The sequence below is a fragment of the Streptomyces sp. NPDC111656 genome, from assembly GCF_055656965.1.
Genome location: NZ_JBVKCA010000031.1, coordinates 72,049 through 89,528, shown reverse-complemented (window position 1 = coordinate 89,528; position 17,480 = coordinate 72,049). Strand labels below are relative to the sequence as shown.

The 17,480-nt window shown below is 68.9% G+C and carries 13 protein-coding genes and 4 pseudogenes; 5 read left to right on the top strand and 12 right to left on the bottom strand.

The genetic code is table 11. The features are described from left to right. Window positions 1-28 precede the first annotated feature (28 nt). Complete coding sequence (locus tag ACZ7M3_RS47575; RefSeq protein WP_472072297.1) at window positions 29-901, bottom strand: helix-turn-helix domain-containing protein; 873 nt, start codon at window positions 899-901, stop codon at window positions 29-31. Window positions 902-1,125: 224 nt separating this feature from the next. Between ACZ7M3_RS47575 and ACZ7M3_RS47570 the strand changes: the two genes are divergently transcribed. Continuing rightward, window positions 1,126-2,043, top strand: coding sequence for an alpha/beta hydrolase (locus ACZ7M3_RS47570; RefSeq protein ID WP_472072295.1), 918 nt, complete (start codon window positions 1,126-1,128; stop codon window positions 2,041-2,043). Between the two features lie 19 nt (window positions 2,044-2,062). Here the strand turns inward: ACZ7M3_RS47570 and ACZ7M3_RS47565 are convergent, their stop codons facing one another. Then, on the bottom strand, window positions 2,063-2,731 hold the full coding sequence (locus tag ACZ7M3_RS47565) for an NUDIX domain-containing protein (RefSeq protein WP_472072293.1): 669 nt from the start codon (window positions 2,729-2,731) through the stop codon (window positions 2,063-2,065). A gap of 107 nt (window positions 2,732-2,838) precedes the next feature. On the opposite strand from ACZ7M3_RS47565, the gene ACZ7M3_RS47560 reads away from it, so the two are divergent. After that, complete coding sequence (locus ACZ7M3_RS47560) at window positions 2,839-3,192, top strand: hypothetical protein (protein WP_095856599.1); 354 nt, start codon at window positions 2,839-2,841, stop codon at window positions 3,190-3,192. 93 nt (window positions 3,193-3,285) lie between these two features. On the opposite strand, the gene ACZ7M3_RS47555 is transcribed toward ACZ7M3_RS47560, so the two are convergent. The 3 genes and pseudogenes from ACZ7M3_RS47555 to ACZ7M3_RS47545 form a co-directional block, all read right to left on the bottom strand. Then, on the bottom strand, window positions 3,286-3,714 hold the full coding sequence (locus tag ACZ7M3_RS47555) for a glycoside hydrolase family 16 protein (protein ID WP_472072291.1): 429 nt from the start codon (window positions 3,712-3,714) through the stop codon (window positions 3,286-3,288). Between the two features lie 124 nt (window positions 3,715-3,838). Beyond that, window positions 3,839-4,711: a universal stress protein gene (locus ACZ7M3_RS47550; RefSeq protein WP_472072323.1), complete on the bottom strand. Its 873-nt coding sequence runs from the start codon at window positions 4,709-4,711 to the stop codon at window positions 3,839-3,841. Between the two features lie 159 nt (window positions 4,712-4,870). Further along, window positions 4,871-4,993 (bottom strand): annotated as a pseudogene (locus ACZ7M3_RS47545) (substrate-binding domain-containing protein); the annotation flags it as partial. 12 nt (window positions 4,994-5,005) lie between these two features. Between ACZ7M3_RS47545 and ACZ7M3_RS47540 the strand changes: the two are divergent. The 3 pseudogenes from ACZ7M3_RS47540 to ACZ7M3_RS47530 form a co-directional block, all read left to right on the top strand. Beyond that, a pseudogene (locus tag ACZ7M3_RS47540) lies at window positions 5,006-5,302 on the top strand (coagulation factor 5/8 type domain-containing protein); the annotation flags it as partial. Between the two features lie 265 nt (window positions 5,303-5,567). Next, window positions 5,568-6,791: pseudogene (locus ACZ7M3_RS47535) on the top strand (RNA-guided endonuclease InsQ/TnpB family protein). A 59-nt stretch (window positions 6,792-6,850) separates the two neighbouring features. Further along, window positions 6,851-7,039: pseudogene (locus tag ACZ7M3_RS47530) on the top strand (coagulation factor 5/8 type domain-containing protein); the annotation flags it as partial. Between the two features lie 22 nt (window positions 7,040-7,061). Here ACZ7M3_RS47530 and ACZ7M3_RS47525 read toward each other — a convergent pair. The 7 genes from ACZ7M3_RS47525 to ACZ7M3_RS47495 form a co-directional block, all read right to left on the bottom strand. Next, window positions 7,062-8,312, bottom strand: coding sequence for an SGNH/GDSL hydrolase family protein (locus tag ACZ7M3_RS47525; protein WP_472072289.1), 1,251 nt, complete (start codon window positions 8,310-8,312; stop codon window positions 7,062-7,064). Further along, complete coding sequence (locus ACZ7M3_RS47520) at window positions 8,309-10,741, bottom strand: glycosyl hydrolase family 95 catalytic domain-containing protein (RefSeq protein WP_472072287.1); 2,433 nt, start codon at window positions 10,739-10,741, stop codon at window positions 8,309-8,311. The genes ACZ7M3_RS47525 and ACZ7M3_RS47520 overlap by 4 nt, the downstream gene beginning before the upstream one ends. A gap of 196 nt (window positions 10,742-10,937) precedes the next feature. After that, window positions 10,938-12,755, bottom strand: a complete 1,818-nt coding sequence (locus tag ACZ7M3_RS47515) for an alpha-galactosidase D (protein WP_472072285.1) — start codon at window positions 12,753-12,755, stop codon at window positions 10,938-10,940. Window positions 12,756-12,791: 36 nt separating this feature from the next. Beyond that, window positions 12,792-13,718, bottom strand: a complete 927-nt coding sequence (locus ACZ7M3_RS47510) for a carbohydrate ABC transporter permease (RefSeq protein ID WP_096240169.1) — start codon at window positions 13,716-13,718, stop codon at window positions 12,792-12,794. Then, on the bottom strand, window positions 13,715-14,653 hold the full coding sequence (locus ACZ7M3_RS47505; protein WP_060900619.1) for a carbohydrate ABC transporter permease: 939 nt from the start codon (window positions 14,651-14,653) through the stop codon (window positions 13,715-13,717). Before ACZ7M3_RS47505 ends, ACZ7M3_RS47510 begins: the two co-directional genes overlap by 4 nt. A gap of 26 nt (window positions 14,654-14,679) precedes the next feature. Continuing rightward, window positions 14,680-15,993, bottom strand: coding sequence for an ABC transporter substrate-binding protein (locus tag ACZ7M3_RS47500; protein ID WP_472072282.1), 1,314 nt, complete (start codon window positions 15,991-15,993; stop codon window positions 14,680-14,682). 140 nt (window positions 15,994-16,133) lie between these two features. Further along, the gene (locus tag ACZ7M3_RS47495; protein ID WP_355310666.1) at window positions 16,134-17,312 is read right to left on the bottom strand and encodes an ROK family transcriptional regulator; all 1,179 of its coding nucleotides are present in this window, start codon (window positions 17,310-17,312) and stop codon (window positions 16,134-16,136) included. Window positions 17,313-17,480: the final 168 nt, after the last annotated feature.

Sequence of the window (17,480 nt, the reverse complement as noted above, 5' to 3'; positions counted from 1 at the left end):
CCCCCGGCAGCAGGTGAGTGTCACGTGTCTAGCGGTCTGCCACGGGGTGGCCGGCGGCTTGTGCGGCCCATGAGGCGAGGATGCGCAGACGGTCGTGGCTGGGTGTGCCGGGCTCGGCGGTCAAGGTGATGAGTTGCTGGTCGGGGTCGGCGGTGCAGGTGAGGAAGGACCAGTCGAGGGTGAGCTGCCCGGCGATCGGATGGTTCAGGACCTTCGTGCCCGTGCCCTGGACGGCGACGCGATGGGCGCCCCACCACCGTCGGAAGTCGGGGTCCTGAAGTGACAGCTCGCCCACCAGTTCTGCCAGCCGTGGATCTTTCGGGTCCCGGGCGGCCTCCATGCGCAGCTGCGCCAGGCTGATCTGTGCCACCCAGTCCCAGTCCGGGTACAGCGCTCTCACGGCCGGTTCGCAGAAGACCAGCCGTACGAAGTTGCGCTTCTTTTCCGGGATCCGCGCGAAGTCGGTGAACAGGGCGGCGGCCATGGGGTTCCAGGCGAGGATGTCCGTGCGCCGGCCCAGGACGACGGCCGGCGTGGTGGACAGGTCGTCCAACAGCCGCCGCAGCTCCGGCTGGACCTTCTGCGTGGTGCGCCGACGGGGCCGGGCGGCGTCCCGACCCGACAGTTCGAACATGTAGGCACGCTCGCCGTCGTCGAGCCGGAGCACACGCGAAAGAGTGTCCAGCACCGGTTCGGAAGCCTGGCGGCGGCCCTGCTCCAGGCGCGTGTAGTAGTCGGGGCTGATCGACGCCAGCAGGGCCACTTCCTCCCGGCGCAGACCCTTCACCCTGCGCCTGCCGCCAGCCGCATCGGGCAGCCCGACCTGAGCCGGGCTCAGCTCCGTGCGCCGAGCCTTGAGGAAGGCGCCCAGTTCGCCGTGGTCCGCGTTGCTGCTTCTCATGGAACCAGTCTTGCAGCGCGCCCCGCCCATGACAGGGGGCCTGGTCTGTCCCAGGACAGCGCTGTCCGGGGACACAGGACGCCCCTTACCCGACCACGCACCACGTGCGAGTGTCGGTGATGCGACCGGCGGACGGCCGCCCGGGGCGGCAGGCCTTCCCTGACGAATCCGTCCTGTCCGCAGTCACGACACTTCCTCACCTGCACCAGGAGACACAGAACAACATGAAGACCAGCGTCACCTTCCCCAGCGGCGATCTCGCCCTCGCCGGGGTCCTCTTCACCCCCGACGCGCACATCGACGGCCGGTTGCCGGCCGTTGTCATCTCCCATCCGGGAGGCGGCGTGAAGGAACAGAGCCCGAGTGTCTATGCCGAGCGTCTGGCCGGTGCCGGGTTCGCCGCGCTCATCTTCGACGCCGCCTACCAGGGCGAGAGCGAGGGTGAGCCGCGAGGTCTGGAGAACCCCTTCCAGCGGGCCGAGGACATCAAGTCCGCCGTGACCTACCTGACCACTCGTGACGACATCGACCCGGACCGTATCGGGGCTCTGGGTATCTGCGCGTCCGGCGGTTACGTCCCCTACGCCGCGCAGACCGACCACCGCATCAAGAGCGTCGCCACGGTCAGCGCCGTGGACCTCGGGTCGGTGTTCCGTGAGGGGCTGGGCCGCACACAGGACCCGGCGATCCTGCAGGCGCTGCTCGACCAGGCCGGTGCCCTGCGCACCGCGGAAGCGCTCGGCGCGGCCCCGCAGCTGGAGGCATGGATTCCCGACAACGCCGAGGAACTGCTGGAGACCGCGGGCAGGCAGTTCCGGGAGACGTTCGAGTTCTACTGCACCCCGCGCGGTCATCACCCCCGTGCGAACCAGGGATGGATACTGCGCGGCATCGACCTGATCGCCCAGTACGACTCGTACGCGATGATCCGGCTCGTCTCGCCCCGTCCCCTGCTGATGATCGCCGGTTCGCAGGCGGAGAGCGGCTACTTCAGCCGGGAAGCGGTCGAGAAGGCGGCCGAGCCCAAGGAACTGTTCGTCATCGACGGCGCCACCCACATCGACCTGTACGACAAGGACGCGTACGTCACCCCCGCAGTCGCCAAGCTCACCGAATTCTTCGGCGAGCACCTGGTTGGGTAGCCGCCGGACAGGTCGCAGTTCAACGCAAGGCCTTGAACGGTCCTTCCAGAGCGGCCCACTGCAACAGCATGATCGTCTTGGCGTCGGCGATCTCCCCGGAGCGGATCATGGCCAGTGCGGTGCGGAAGGGCAGTTCGACGATCTCGATGTCCTCGCCCTCCTCGTCGAGCCCGCCGCCTTCGTGGGTGCGGGTGGACGGGCCGTAGGTGGCGGCGTAGAAGCTGACCCGCTCGGTGACCGAGCCCGGGCTCATGTAGACGTCGAAGACGTGCTGTACCTCGCCGACGGTGTGCCCGGTCTCCTCGATGACCTCGCGCCGTACGGCGACTTCGGGATGTTCGTCGTCCTCGTCGAGCAGGCCGCCCGGGGTCTCGACCAGCATGCCGTCGGGATGGCCGTTGGTGTACACGGGGTAGCGGAACTGCCTGGTCAGCAGCACGGCCTCGCGCTCGGCGTCGTACAGCAGCAGGGTGGCTCCGTTGCCGCGGTCGTGCGTCTCGCGTTCCTGGGTGCTCCAGGTGCCGTCCGCGTGCTGGAAGTCGAAGGTGGTGGTGCGCTCCACGTACCAGTGGCTGGACAGGAGCGTGACGTCGCGGACCTTGACCCGGGGGTTGCCGGTCAGATCGCGGCCGACGCGGTCGAGTCCGGTACGGCCCCGGCGGTCCGGGGTGTCGATTCCCGCGGTCATCGTGTGCGGGCCGGGCGCGGGCGGGAGAAGTGGTTCATGACCACTGTCTACCATCCCGGCCCGAACATCGAGGCCACAGCGGGGCTTCGCCCGTCTAGGCTCACGGCATGGAACAGACGGAGATCATCCTGCGCGCCATCGGCGTGCTCACCGAGACCAACGCGATGGTGCGCAGGATCGCCCAGGACGAGAACGCCGAGGTCGACTCGGCCGAGACCCAACTGGGCGCGCTCGTCACGGAGGTGTTCCCCAGGGTGGAGGTGCCGGGGGACGCCGGTCCCGCGGAGGCCGGGCAGGCCGTCGCCGACGCCTACCTCCCCGCCACCATCTCGCTCGTGGGTGCCTTCGCGTTCCTCTTCTCCGAACTCGCCGACCTCCACGACTCCGGACGCACCGACGTCACGACGGCCGACCTGCTCCAGGACCTCGCCCTGCGCATGTCGAGGGCCGACAACACCTAGGACCTGTCAGGGGCTGTCCCGATCCCGGGAGTGAGGCCGGCGCGAGGGTTTCCGGGCCCGGGCGTTCCTCCGTGCGCAACGCCCGGGCGCCCGTCAACTCTTCTGCTCCACGCGCACCCAGTCGACCTCGGCCCGCACTCCCCCGGCCGTGACCTGGTCGACACTCGACTGCGGCAGCCCCCAGTACGGAGTGGTGACCTTGTTCCATCCCGCGGGGTAGGCGCCGCCCAGGGCGAGGTTGAGGATGACGTACTGGCTGTGGTCGAAGACCCATTGGCCGCGGGTCGATTCCAGCTTGTTGCGCGTCGTCTCCTGGACCAGGGCGTCGTCGACGTAGAAGCGCATGGTGTTCAGCACTCGCGACACGGTCGTCTTGCTCACGCCGGCCGCCTGGGCCACATCGACGATGGTCACGGCCACAACTGCCTCCCGGCACACGGGGATCGCGACTTCACACGCCCGGGGCGGAACCGGTACCGGAAGCGGTTCCGGCGCTGGGCGGGGAGTCAACCGGACTGTCATGGTGCCGTCAATACTTCACGCCGAGATTGCCGGGGCCGAACCTCGACCCCGGCTTTGCCTTCGGGACTTGAACGATCCCGAAGGCCCCGCCCGTGCCGGCGCGGGGTCGGCCCGTACCCCCGGCTCAGGAGTGCGGAACCACCGCTACCGGGCAGGACGCGTGGTGCATCACCGCATGGGTCACCGAACCGATCCGTGCCCCTACCGCCGAGTGGTGTGCGCGACGACCGACGACCATCAGCTGGGCCCGGTCGGCCAGCGACAGCAGGACCTGCCCGGCGCTGCCCATCTCGACGTGCTGTGTGACGGGCACGTCGGGGAAGCGCTCCCGCCACGGCTGGAGCGCCTCGGCGAGCGCCTTCTTCTCGTACGGCTCCAGGCCCCCGGCCTCGTCCAGCAGCTTCAGCGAGCCGGGGCTGTAGGCGAACACCGGCGGCAGGCTCCACGCCCGTACGGCGCGCACCCCGGCACCACGCGCCGCCGCGGTCTCGAAGGCGAACCGAAGGCCGGCCGCGCTGTCGTCCGGACCGCCCTGCTGGCCCACGACGATCTCCCGGCCGCCCACTTCGGACGCGGCGCGGTCACCGGCCCGCACCAGGATGACCGGGCACGGGGCCTCGGCGATCACCTGCTGGCCGACGGAACCGAGCAGGAAGCCGACGATCGTGCCGTGTCCGCGGGATCCGAGGACCAGCGTCCCGGCCGCCGCGGCCTCGGCCAGCAGCGAGTCGACGGCGCCGCCGTCCAGTACCTCGGTCGTCACCGGCAGGTCCGGGTGCCGGTCGGTGACGGTGCGGGCCGCGTCCTCGACCATGTCCCGTGCCCAGCGCGCCTGCTCGTCCCGGTCTGCGCCGCCGAGCAGTTCGTGGTGGGACCACTGCCAGGCGTACACCGCGCGCAGGGGCAGCCCGCGGCGGACGGCTTCCCTGCCCGCCCAGGCCAGCGCGGCCCGGCTCTCAGGGGATCCGTCCACGCCCACGGTGATCCTGTCGGTCATGCGCCTGCCTCTCCGTCGCCGGCTCGCCCACGCTGCCGGTCCCTCGATCCTGCTGACCGGTCCAGTGTCGGTCACCGCGACCGCCGGGTCGCGCAGGGCCCGGGGTGCCGCCTGCGCCGACTCGCGCACCACGAGTTCCGGATCGAAGATCACCGAGGCCATCTCCTCGACGGGCCGGCGCACGGTGGTCAGCGGTGGACGGCAGGCCGTCGCCGCGCTGGAGTCGTCGAAACCGATGAAGGCGACGTCGTCCGGCACCCGTCCGCCCCGTTCCCGCAGCACTTGGCACGCCAGGTGCGGCTCACGGGATTCCTCATCGACGCCGGACCGGTGAACTCGTCGACGCTGCCGGAGTTGGGCCCCACGGGGGCTTCCGCGAACCACGCATGGTGATCAACAGCCGCAACACGATCACCGACCACACCTGGGTCTGGCGCGCCGACCGCGGCACCGGCGTCGGCTGGGAGACCAACCGGGCCGAATACGGCATCCGCACCACGCCCCATCCAGAATGGCGGCGTCAAGGGGTACTCGGCCTACAAGGTCACCGACTCCGAGTCCACGCACGAGGGATGGGCCCTGGGCGGCTACCGGGATTCATTCGCAGTGCATCGGCCTTCAGGCCGATGGCGAAGCGAATCTGTCAAGGCGACGCGGAGCGTCACGGATGCTGTCCTGCGGAGCAGGAGAGCACAGGCGTCAGTATGGCCGACGCGGAGCGGCACGGGACCCGGTCTGACGAAGCCGGGCGACGCCTGCCTCGTTCGGCCCGTTCCGCTCCCCCCGGCTCAAGGGAGTACCGACCGTTCATACGTTCCCTCTGGTAGCGGGCGGCGCTCGTTCATACGATCACCGCATACAGCTTCGGTACGCCTTCAGGCTGTACCCGGAACCGAGCCAATGCCTCGCGCCGGCCAGGGCGTTCGGGTGTGCCCGCGTCGTGTACAACGATGCCGTGCGCGCCCGCGAGGACGCCCGCAGGGCGGGCGAACCCTTCCCCACGGCGGGTGTGCTGTCCCAGAAGCTGATCACCCAGGCCAAGCAGACACCCGAGCGGTCCTGGTTGGGCGAGGTCTCCCCGGTCGTCCTCCAGCAGTCCCTGCGCGACACGGAGGCCGCCTACAAGAACTTCTTCGCCTCCCTCAAGGACGAGCGTAAGGGCGCGAAGACCGGTGCACCCCGCTTCAAGTCCCGCAAGGACAGCCGTCAGTCGATCCGGTTCACGGCCAATGCCCGCTGGTCGATCACCGGTTCCGGGCGGCTGAACCTTCCGAAGATCGGTGCGGTGAAGGTGAAGTGGTCCCGGACCCTACCCGCGCAGCCCTCGTCGGTCACCGTGGTCAAGGACGCCGCTTGACGGTACTTCGCCTCGTTCGTCGTCGACACCGACCCGGCAGCGGACGCCGCCCGGATGCCCGGCACCGACCACGCTGTCGGCATCGACCTGGGCCTGACCCACTTCGCTGTCCTCTCCGACGGGACGAAGATCAACTCGCCGCGATTTCTGCGCCGGGCGGAGAAGAAACTGAAGAAGGCCCAGCGGGAGCTGTCCCGCAAACAGAAGGGATCCAAGAGCCGGGAAAGGGCCCGCCTCAAGGTCGCCCGCGCCCACGCGAAGGTGACCGACGCCCGCCACGAGTTCCACCACCAGCTCTCCACCAGGCTGATCCGCGACAACCAAGCGATCGGCGTGGAAGACCTGGCGGTCAAAGGACTCGCACGCACCAGGCTCGCCAAGAGCGTCCACGACGCCGGATGGTCGGCATTCGTCCACATGCTGGAATACAAGGCCGCCCGGTACGGCCGCACCCTGGTCAAGATCGGCCGGTTCGAGCCGACCTCCCAGACCTGCTCGGCCTGCGGTGTCAAAGACGGTCCCAAGCCCCTGAACGTCCGGGAATGGACCTGTAGCGCCTGCGGCACCGTCCACGACCGGGACCGCAATGCCGCGAAGAACGTCAAGACGGCCGCCGGACTGGCGGTGACAGCCTGCGGAGCGCCGGTAAGACCAGGACTCGTTCCGGCACAGCGCGAAGAAACAGGAAGCCACGGATTCCCGCCCGAACCCTGTGCCGCGTAGCGGCACAGGGCGGACGAGAAGGCCAGAATCCTCGCGCTTCAGCCCGAGGAGCAAGTCAATACAACGTCGACCCGACGATCGTCCAGCACAACGGCTTCGCCGCGCCGAACACACCGGGCGTGAAGTTCCACGACCTGCTGGTCGTCTCGCTGGGCGGCCAGGGTCAGTACGAGCACGTCGTCAACGAGACCGGCGTCCCCACGTCGGGCACCTCGACGGTGCCGTCCACCGTGGTCTCGTACCCCTGACCGCCCCGCCCGGAGCCCGAGTTCAGCAGGACGTCAGGCTCCCGAGGTCCACCGCGTCGGCCATCGCCTGCATCCCCTTGTCGTTGGGGTGCAGGTGATCGCCGCCGTCGAAGAACGGCAGGATCAGCTGCGGGTCGTAGGGATTGCGCGTGATCCTGTCGAAATCCGTCACGGCGTCGAGCGCGCCGCCGTTCCTGATCCAGTCGTTGACGCCCTGGCGCACGGCCTCGGACGCGGCGTCGTACTCGGACCAGCCCTTGAACGGCATGACGGTCGCGCCGACGACACATTTGCCCGCCGCGTGCGCCCGGTCGATGATCTGCCGATAGCCGGCGATCATGTCGTCCACCGTGACACCGGAGTGGGCCTTGATGTCGTTGATGCCTTCGAAGAGGAAGACCGTGCGGACCCCGGGCTGGGAGAGGACGTCACGCTGGAGTCTGTTCAGGGCGGCCTGCCCGGCGCCGTCCGCGAGCACCTTGTTGCCCGAGATCCCCTCGTTCGCCACTCCCTTCACGGTGAGCCCGGACGCCGCCTGGAGCCGCCGGGACAGATAGTCGGGCCAGCGGCGGTTCTGGTCGGTGGTCGAGGCCCATCCGTCGGTGATGGAGTCGCCGAGGGTCACCACCGAGCCGACCGCGGCGGACGTCTCCACGTCGACGGCGTCCAGCCAGTACCAGGAGCCCATGGGGTCGGTCCAGTTGGCCGCGCCTTCTTCGGCAGCGTGGTCGCCCGCGGTCGCGTAGTTGGTCTGCATGGCCATGCCGTGGCCGGTCGTCGGTCCCTGGGCGCCGGTCACGTACAGGCTGATGACCAGGTCGCTCTGGGCGGCCAGTGTTCCCGGCAGCGGATCGCTGAGCACGGTCTCGCCGGCCGGGACGGTGACGGACGCGGCCCCGCCGAAGGACAGCCGCCGGTTGGAGCCGTGGACCAGCTCCGCACCTTGTCTCCGCAGCCCGGCGTACGCGCTCGCGAAGGTCACCGGGTGCTCGCCGAAGGCGTTGGACAGCCGGATCCGCAGGTTCGTGCCGCCGACGCTGGTGCGCACGATCAGTCGGTAGCTGCGGTCGGCGGGTCCCGCCCCCTGCCGGTCGGCGCTGGCGCCCCAGGTGACCACGGAGTGCTTCGCCCGCGCCTCGGCGGCGGGCGTCACCGGCGTGCCCGACGAGGCCCCCGGCTGCGCCGCCGCCGAGGCGGTCAGGGGTCCGCAGACCGCGAGGAGCAGCGCCGATACGACGCCCACGGCGCGGCGTCGGAACCGGGCGCCGCTCACCCGAGGCCCCTCAGGGTGACGGACTCACCGGGCTTGAGGCTGACCTTGCGCGAGGCGCCGCCCGAGACGACGGTCGTCTCGCGGCCACCGACGCTCTTCAGGGTGGCCCGGGTCACCTTGCCGTTCCTCCAGCTGAGGTCGGCGACGAAGCCGCCGCGGACGCCCACGCCGGACACCGAGCCGGATGCCGCCCAGGCGGCGGGCAGCGCGGGCAGCAGCTCGATGTGTCCGGGCCGTGAGTAGACCAGCATCTCGACGATCGCCGCGGGGGTGCCGAAGTTCGCCTCGATCTGGAAGATGCCCCGGCCCGTCTCCACCTCGTAGATGTCGAAGAGGTTCATCGCGCTGCCGTTGCTGCCGTTGACCGACGGCTTGAGGTTGTTGACGACCAGCTGGTAGGCCTTCTCGGCGTTCTTCAGCCGCGCCCAGCACAGGCTGCGCCAGGCGTTGGCCCAGCCGAAGCTGTTCATGCCGCGCGCGGTGAGCAGGGCGGTCGCGCCGTCGAGGATGTCCTTCGGCGTGGAGCCGTCCGGACGGATGCGGTCGCCGGGGAAGAGGCCGATGAGCGGGGAGAGGTGCCGGTGGGTGGTCTCGCCGAGGTTGTCGGGCGACATCCACTCCTCGAGCCAGCCGGTCTTGGGGCTGACCACGGGCAGGTAGAGGCGCGCCCGCAGACCGTCGACGGTCTTGCGGTAGGCGGCGTCCTCGGCGAGCTCCTCGGTCGCGGTGCGGTAGTTGCCGAAGAGGTTCCACACCAGTTCCTGGGCGTACGTGATGCCCTTGGCGTCGAGCGGACCCTGCTCGGGCGACCAGTCACTGTCGGCGATGAGCACCTCGCGCTCGGCCCCCGACGCGTCGGTGACGGTCGTGGTGATGAGGCGGGCCTCCCAGAACTGCACGGCGCCCTTGAGGAGGGGGTAGATCTTCTTGAGATAGGCGCGGTCCTGCGTGTACTCGTAGTGCTCGAACAGGCTCTGGCAGATCCAGGCGTTGCCCGCCGGGTGCCACCACCAGCCGCCCCCGCCATAGGGGTTGGTGGAGATCGCCACGGTCCAGCCGGCGATCTTTCCGCTGGAGTTGCGGTACCGGTTGGTGGAGTCGTTGAACAGCCGCTGGGTGACCTCCGTCCAGTCGGGCAGCTGTACGAGGCAGTAGTCGGCGAAGGCGTCGAAGCAGTCGGACAGGCCCGCCCGGTCGGCCATCCAGTAGTTCATCTGAAGGTTGACGTCGGTGTGGTAGTCGGCCATCCAGTCCGGGTCATTGCCGTCCAGCCAGGGGCCCTGGAGGCCCATCGGCAGGCTGCCCCGGGATCCGGAGATCATGAGGTAGCGGCCGAACTGCAGGTAGGCGGCCTCGAGTTCCGGGTCGGGGATGTCGTCCCGGTGACGCGCCCGCAGCCGCTCCAAGGTGTCCAGTTCGCGCTGCGCGGCGGAGGACGTGCCGAGGTCGATGTCCAGCTGTCCGAACACGGCCCGGAAGTCGGCGACATGTGTGTGCAGCAGGGTGCTCGCCGAGTGGCCGGCCGCGCTCAGGACCTTGGTCCTGGCGAGGCGCTCCGGGGCCAGGGACGGGTCGCGGTACTTCGTCGCCGCATCGGGCACGTAGTTGGTGCCACCGCTGACGACGACGGTGAGGTCCTTGCAGCCGCTGAACGCGATCGACGTACCGTCGACGCGGACCCTGCCCGTGCCGCTGTACGCGGTGAGGGCGGCGCCGTACTTCAGGCCGTTGGCCAAGGAGGCGCCGAACGACGTGTAACGGCCCGCGCCGCTGGCGGTGGTGGACTCGCCGTGGGTGCCCGCGAGGGAGACGGTACCGGTGTAGGAGCCGCCGCCCTGCTGGGAGAAGTACAGGACGATGGCGTCGTCGGGGCGGCTGGCGAAGATCTGCCGCCGGTAGGTGACGCCGGAGATGTCGTACGAGGTGGTGATCAGGCCCTGCGCCAGGTCGAGGGTGCGCCGGTAGTTGTTGACGTTGCCCAGGTCGTGGTCGGGGAGGGCGACGGTGAGTTGGGCCAGCATCGTCAGGGAGCCGAAGTCGTCCCGGCCGTAAGGGAACTGACCGTCGCTCTGCAGCTTGTCGTTGAGACCTCCGGTCCACAGGGTGGCGTCGGTGATCATCAGGAGTTCGTCGGCGGGGTCGTTGCTCGCGAGCACCCCGAGGCGCCCGTTCCCGACCGGCAGCCCCTGCTCGATCATCGACTCGGCGGAGCCGGGAGCCCCCCACCACAGCTGGTTCTTCGCGGCGTCGGCCGCGGACAGCATGGGCGACGCGGTGGGGCGCGAGGGGGCCGCCGAGGCGGTGAAGGCGGGCAGACCACCCAGTGCGGTGGCCGCGCCGGCTGCGGCGGCGAGGGCGAGGAAGCCTCTGCGGCTGGGGGTGTTGTCGCGTGCTGCGGTGTGCTGAACGTCCACGGTGTTGCACTCCATATCCGGGAGCTGCTCATGCGGGAACGACGGCTGCGGACCGTCGGCGTGCTGCAGGTCCCCGCGGGGCCCGGGTCGTGTCACCGGGCCCCGCGGGAAGCGGGTCGGACGGACTGCCGAACTGAGAACCGACCCCTGAACCGAGAACCGGCTGCTGAACTGAGAACCGGCTGCTGTACCAGGAAAGCGACTACGGAACTCAGACCGACTGCGGAACGACGATCCTGTCGATGTCGGGGGCGTATCCGCTGCCGCTGTCGAAGGTGATCGTGTTGGAGCCCGCCTTCAGCGCCAGTTGGACGCTGACCGTCTCGGCCGTGCTCCAGTCGCCCGTGGAGGGGAACTTCTCGCTGGTGCCGTTGCCGCTGTTGGAGAAGGCGGTCACCGAGCGGGGGTCGCCGCTGACGTAGGCGACCTGGACGGTGTAGATGCCGTCCTTCTTCACCGTGACGTCGTTGAACCGCAGCTTGCCGCCGGTGTAGAGGTTGCCGACCTTCTTGCCGCCGGAGCAGGCGTCGCAGCCGGCGACCGAGGCGTTGCCCGACAGGGTGTTGGCGTCGGACTCGGCCTCGTAGCTCGTGGTGGTCAGCGTGCCGCCGCCGGGCTTGACGGTGAACAGCCGCGAGCCGTGGGCGGGCAGCGCCTCGGTGATCTTGTTCTTGTAGGTCCCGAGGTTCGCCTTGTTCCACAGGTCGCGCACGGAGGCGTTTCCGGTGAATCCGAGGGAGGCCCACTGGGCGGTGACGGAGGCCGGCGAGTCGGCGAGGTTGAACAGGGCGACGGTGTAGCTGCCGTCGGCGTTCTTGGTGCCCCAGACCTGCTGGTCGCCGACGGTGGTGACCGGACGCGCCACGGGCGAGTCGTTCTGGTCGACGGCGATGACTTCCCTGTTGGTCAGCAGGGAGACCCCGTAGCTGTCCAGCTTGGTGAGGTCGTCACCGGTGAACAGGGGCGACTTGTTGATGGCCCACAGGGTCATGTAGCTCTGCCGCTCGGCCTTGGTGAGGCCGTCCATCTCGCCGTTGCCGACGTCGATGCCGTCCAGGTCGTTCCAGCCGCCCGGGCCCGCCTTGCGGCTCCACGCGGGGGCGTCGTCCCACCGGTCGTTGACCGAGTTCTCCCAGGTGACGAGGGTGTTGCAGTAGCACTCGACATCGGTGTCGATGCGCCAGCCGTTGGAGTACTTCTTCCAGTCGGCGGCGTGGCCGATGTCGAGCGACCAGGAGAGTTCGAGGTGGATCGGGCGCCCGGCGGTGGCGATGGCCTGCTGCCAGGCGGCGACGTCGGGGACGTTGTTGTAGTTGTCACCGGACTTGAAGGAGCCCGGGCCCACGCCGTCCAGCTTGAGGAAGTCGTAGCCCCAGTCGGCGAACTGCTGGGCCTGCGAGTCGATGTACTTCTGCGCGCAGGGCTTGTCGAAGTCGATCTTGTAGGCGTTGTCCCAGCCGTTGGTGGTGCGCAGGTCCGGGTAGACGATGTCGGCGGTGGTGCAGCCGGGGGCGTTCCAGATCGGCGTACTGCCGTCGCCGTACGCGCCCTTCTCCAGGCCGACGGGCAGGTAGATGCCGGCCTTGAGGCCCTTGGAGTGGATGTGGTCGGCGACCGACTTCATGCCGTGGGGGAAGCGGACCGGGTCGGGCGTCTGGCGACCGTACTGGTCGAAGCCAGTCTTCCAGGTCTTGTCCATCCACCAGCCGGCGTCGATGTTGACATGGTCGTAGCCGTAGTTCTTCAGCTTGGCCGCGAGGGCGTCCGTCTGCTTCAGGACGTTCGCCTCGGTGAGGTAGCTGTAGTCGCCGTCCGGGTTGAGGCCCGGGTACTTCGACGACTGCATGCTCCAACTCGACCAGCCCATGTACGGCTTGGCGGCGACGGGAGTGGTGGCGGGGGTCTCGCGCGGCACCGGGGTCTTGGCCTGTGCGGCCGGGACGGTCGTCGCGAGTCCTGCCGTGAGGGCGAACACCACCACGGCTCTCAGGGTGCGTGCGGGCAGGACGGAATACGAGGATGACCGCATGGGTCGTGCCTCCTGTGGGGTCAGGGTTGGGGCGGCTCAGCCCTTGCCCGAGCCGATGGTGAGTCCGCTGATGAACTGGCGCTGGAGCGCGAAGTACACCAGGAGAGTGGGGATCGCGGTCATCAGGGCACCGGCCGCGATGAGGTTGGGATTGGTGAAGTAGGCACCCTGGAGGTTGGCCAGGGCGGAGGTGATCGGGCGCTTGTCGCCGCTCTCGATCAGCGCGAGCGGCCAGAAGAAGTCGTTGTAGATCCAGATCGATTCGAGGGTCGCGAGGGCCGCGAACGCGGGGCGGCACAGCGGCAGGATGATCTGGAAGAACTGGCGCCAGACGGGGGCACCGTCCACGAGCGCCGCCTCGGAGATCTCCTTCGGGATCGTCTTCATGTAGTTGCTGAGGACGAAGGTGCAGAACCCCGACTGGTAGGCGATGTGGATCGCGATGATGCCCCAGGCCGAGTTGTAGAGGAGGAGGGAGTCGCTCATCCACTGCGGCAGCGGGATGAGGAGGTAGAGGCGGTACAGGGGGGTGATGAGGACCTGGGCCGGGAGCAGGTTGCCCGCGGTGAACAGCATCAGCAGGACGATGTTCCAGCGGAAGTCGAAGCGGGAGACGAAGAAGGCGACCGCGGCCGAGAACAGCAGGGTGCACAGGACGGCCGGCACCGTGATGAGGACGGAGTTCCAGAAGAAGTGCGGCATCCCGGACTGGCTCCAGGCGTCGCTGAAGTTGCCGAGGCTGAGACTGTGGGGCCAGGAGAGATAACCGTGCTTCGCGGTGTCCGAATAGGGCCGCAGCGAGGTGTACATGGCCCACAGCAGCGGGACGAGCCACAGCAGGGCGATGCCGCCCAGCATCAGATGACGGCCGGTCTGGCGCCGCGGCCCGGAGGGGGTCTTGGGCGTCTGCTGCGCGCGCCGGGTCCGCGGTCGGGAGGCCGGGCGCGGCACGGTCGTGGTCACTGGTCCTCCTTGCGGAAGTTCTGGACGAGGAAGGTGCCGATGGCGGCAAGGGAGACCACGAGCAGGACGACCGCGAGGGCGGACCCGTAACCGATGTGACTGGACTCGCCGATGATGTTGTCGGTGATGAGGAGGGAGAGGAGTTCCATGCCGGGCTTGCTTCCGACGCCGCCACCGAGGACGTAGACGACGTCGAAGGACCGCAGGGACTCCATGACCGTGATGACCAGGATGATGACGTTGACCGGTTTCAGGGCCGGGAAGACCACCCGCAGGAAGGTCTGGCGTCCGTTGGCGCCGTCGAGCGCGGCGGCCTCCTTGAGTGCCGGATCGAAGCCCTTCAGGCCGGCCAGGTAGAGGATCATGATGTATCCGGTGTGCCGCCAGCTGGAGGCGACCAGGACGGCCCACAGGTTGAGGTCGGGGTTGCCCAGCCAGTCGATGTGGTGGCTGGATCCGGCGGCGCCCAGGATGCCGTTGAGGAGCCCGGTGTCGGGGTTGTAGATGATCTCCCAGATGAAGCCGACGACGGCCAGGGAGAGCACCATCGGCAGGAAGATGGCGGTCTGGTAGATCCTCGTGAAGCGGATCTTCCGGTCGAGCTGGTAGGCGAGGAAGATGCCGAACGGTGTCGGCAGCAGGGCCGTGAACAGCAGCCAGATCACGTTGTGCCGCACCGCGGGCCAGAACGGCGGGTAGTTGGTGAAGATCTCCTTGTAGTTGTCCAGGCCGATCCAGTGGATGTCGGCCAGGTCGATGCCGTCCCAGGTCGTGAAGGACAGCCCCAGGGAGGCCAGTGCGGGCAGCCAGACGAAGAAGAGCAGGGCCGCCAGCGGGATGCCGATGATGACGGTGAGGAAGATCCGGTCGCCGGTGCCGAGGCGGCGCGGGCGGGCGCCCCGCGGGGCGGGGGGCGTGGTGGGCGCGGAGGACACGGTGCGTGAGACCTTTCCGGTCCTGGTCAGGCCGTGAAGAAGCGCGAACGCTGGGACTCGATCTTCTTCAGCGTTCCCGAGCCGTCGTCGGGGTGGCTGAGCCACTCGGTGAGGCCGGGGAGTACGACGGTGGAGATGAAGCCGGGGTCGCTGTCGCGGTCCGCGAACTGGCTGATCTGCTTGGCGGAGGCGATGAGGTCGGCGGACTTCTTCTGGAGCGCGTTGTACGAGCCGGTGCTCGCCTTGTCGTTGACGGCGAGGTTGCTCGGGTCGACGCCCATGTACAGCTCCTCGGTGTGGGCGCCGCCGAGGAACTCCAGGAACTTCTTGGCACCGGCCTCGTTCTTGGGCCGGCGGCTGAGCATGAAACCGTCGGTGGGTGCCTCGACGGCGTCCTGACCGTGCGCGGCGTCGATCTCGGGGAAGGGGAAGAAGTCGATGTCGGCGCGTATCTTCTCGTCCGTGATCTGCTGTCCGAGGAAGAGGCCGATGACGGCCATCCCGGACTTCTTGTCGAGCAGCGACTGGGCGGCGTCCTGCCAGGAACGGCCGGCGGCACCCTGCTGGTAGTAGGGAGCGAGTTCGCGCCAGTGGTCGAGGGTGGCGAGGGCGCGCTTGTCGGTCCAGGAGACCTTGCCGCGCATCAGCGACATGTGGAAGTCGTAGCCGTTGGTCCGCAGGTTCACGTAGTCGAAGGCGCCGAGGATGCTCCAGCTGTCGCCGCCGCCGTATCCGGAGGCGATCGGCGAGAGCCCGTCCTTCTTCATCCGCTTCGTGAGCGCGATGAACTCGCTCCACTTCTGCGGGACTTGGTAGCCGCGCTCGTTGAAGAGGCTCTTGCGGTAGAAGACGGCCCACGGGTAGTTGTACAGCGGCACGAAGTAGTACTTGCCGTCCTCGCCGCGCGAGAGCTGCTTGGTGGCGTCGCTGAAGTCGGCGCCTATCTTGTCCCAGACGTCGTCCAGGGGGCTGCAGAGCTTCTTCTTGGCGAAGTACTGCATGCGGTAGCCGGCGAACCAGGTGAAGACGTCGTCGGGGGTGCCCTGCAGATAGCTGGTGATGCTCTTCTGGAAGGTGTCGTGGTCGACGGTGTTCGTCTTCACCGTCAGACCGCTGTCCTTGGTGAACGCTCCGGTGACGGAGGCGTAGGCCTTCTTGGGCGTGGCGTCGCCGCCGTTGGATCCGAAGGTGACCGTCTTCGGGTCGGCCCCCGCTCCCCCGCCGCAAGCGGTCAGAACGGGCGCGGCCAGTGCGGCGGCGCCGAGTCCGAACAGTCCGCCGACGACTCTGCGGCGGCCCGGGTCACGCGCAGCCAGGGGATTGCGGCTCTGCTGCGTCATTGTTGCTCCTCACGCGTGTCCGTACATGTCTGATCTTCGGTGCATGGCTGTGCTTCCGTGCATGGCTGTGCTTCAGTACGTGCTGGTCGGTGCGTGGTGTGCTCGTCGGCGCGTGCTCGCCCCTCAGGGCGTCGTACTCCTCAGCGCGCGTCCGAGGTGGTGAAGGACTGGATGGCGGTGGCCGCGGCGCCACGCGCCCACTCCTCGAAGGGCAGCGGCCTGGTCTGTACGTCGCAGTCCGCGGCCGAACCGAACGCGGCCGCGGCGAACGCGTCACGGATCTGCTCGGCGAACAGGTCGTAGGCGGCCAGGCCTTCACCGGAGATGATCACGCGCTCGGGGCCGAGGAGGTTGGCCACGGTCGCGATGCCCCGGCCGATCGCCGCTCCCGCCCGGGCGTACACCTCCCGGGCGCCGGGGTCGCCGTCGTGGGCGAGGGCCAGGGCCGCGGTGGCGTCGGCGACACTCGCGCCGGTGACCTCCCGGATCCGGCCGACGATCGCGGGGTCCGAGGCGATCGCCTCGACGCAGCCCCGGTTGCCGCAGTGGCAGCGGGGACCGGCCGGGTCGATCGCCACGTGCCCGATCTCACCGGCCACGCCGTGCGCTCCCGCCACCACCTGTCCGTGCACCACCAGGCCGCAGCCGATGCCCGCGCCGACGGTCACCAGCGCGAAGTCGGACAGCCCCACCCCGGCTCCGAACCACTGCTCGGCCACCGTCAGCGCCCGAACGTCGTTGTCGAGGGTGACCGGCAGTCCGGTCGTGGTCGCGGCCAGTTCGGCGAGGGGAACGTCGCGCCACTCCAGGAACGGCGAGTAGCGCACCACCCCGGCCGCCCGGTCCACGTCACCCGAGACCGCGATGCCGAGCCCCCGGACCTGCACCCCGAAGCCGTCCGCCTCCGTCAGCAGTTCCTGCACGAGTCCCGCGACGGAGGTCAGTACCGCCTTGGGTTCGCGGGAGGTGAGCGGAACGCGCCGGGCGACCCGGATGCGGCAGCACAGGTCGGTGAGTACGGCGATGAGCTCGTCGCCCGTCACCTTGATCCCCAGGAACAGGGCCCTCCCACCGTCGACCCGCACCGGGTTGGCGGGCCGCCCGAGGACGGGCTGCCGTGCGTCCTCGGCGGTGTCCTCCACGAGGTAGCCGGCCTCGATCAGCGGCCGGACCGCCTTGGTGACCGCCGCCGCCGACAGCTGGGTCCGCCCCGCTATCTCCGACCGCGTGAGCGGGCCGTGGGACAGCACGGTGGTGAAGATCTGGGAAGCGGCCGGCGTGTGGGCCGGGAACGCCTCGGTGAGAGAGGTCGAACGCATGGCCGGAACCTAAGGCCCTTATTTTCTGCTGTCAATGAAAGAAGCAGGATTCTCTTGAGGATGCTCCATGAGGTACCTGTGACCTGTGAATTCCAGAATGCGAGCAAGCATTGACACGTGATCCAAGGTCAGGGTTGGCTTTTCCTTGTCTCGTACGTGAGCACCACC

What these genes read in the sequence shown, in the direction of transcription:
- ACZ7M3_RS47500 (WP_472072282.1), bottom strand. Translation starts at nt 15,993, where the DNA reads ATGACGCAGCAGAGCCGCAATCCCCTGGCTGCGCGTGACCCGGGCCGC.
- ACZ7M3_RS47515 (WP_472072285.1), bottom strand. Translation starts at nt 12,755, where the DNA reads ATGCGGTCATCCTCGTATTCCGTCCTGCCCGCACGCACCCTGAGAGCC.
- ACZ7M3_RS47570 (WP_472072295.1), top strand. Translation starts at nt 1,126, where the DNA reads ATGAAGACCAGCGTCACCTTCCCCAGCGGCGATCTCGCCCTCGCCGGG.
- ACZ7M3_RS47555 (WP_472072291.1), bottom strand. Translation starts at nt 3,714, where the DNA reads ATGACAGTCCGGTTGACTCCCCGCCCAGCGCCGGAACCGCTTCCGGTA.
- ACZ7M3_RS47550 (WP_472072323.1), bottom strand. Translation starts at nt 4,711, where the DNA reads ATGACCGACAGGATCACCGTGGGCGTGGACGGATCCCCTGAGAGCCGG.
- ACZ7M3_RS47565 (WP_472072293.1), bottom strand. Translation starts at nt 2,731, where the DNA reads ATGACCGCGGGAATCGACACCCCGGACCGCCGGGGCCGTACCGGACTC.
- ACZ7M3_RS47520 (WP_472072287.1), bottom strand. Translation starts at nt 10,741, where the DNA reads ATGGAGTGCAACACCGTGGACGTTCAGCACACCGCAGCACGCGACAAC.
- ACZ7M3_RS47495 (WP_355310666.1), bottom strand. Translation starts at nt 17,312, where the DNA reads ATGCGTTCGACCTCTCTCACCGAGGCGTTCCCGGCCCACACGCCGGCC.
- ACZ7M3_RS47575 (WP_472072297.1), bottom strand. Translation starts at nt 901, where the DNA reads ATGAGAAGCAGCAACGCGGACCACGGCGAACTGGGCGCCTTCCTCAAG.
- ACZ7M3_RS47560 (WP_095856599.1), top strand. Translation starts at nt 2,839, where the DNA reads ATGGAACAGACGGAGATCATCCTGCGCGCCATCGGCGTGCTCACCGAG.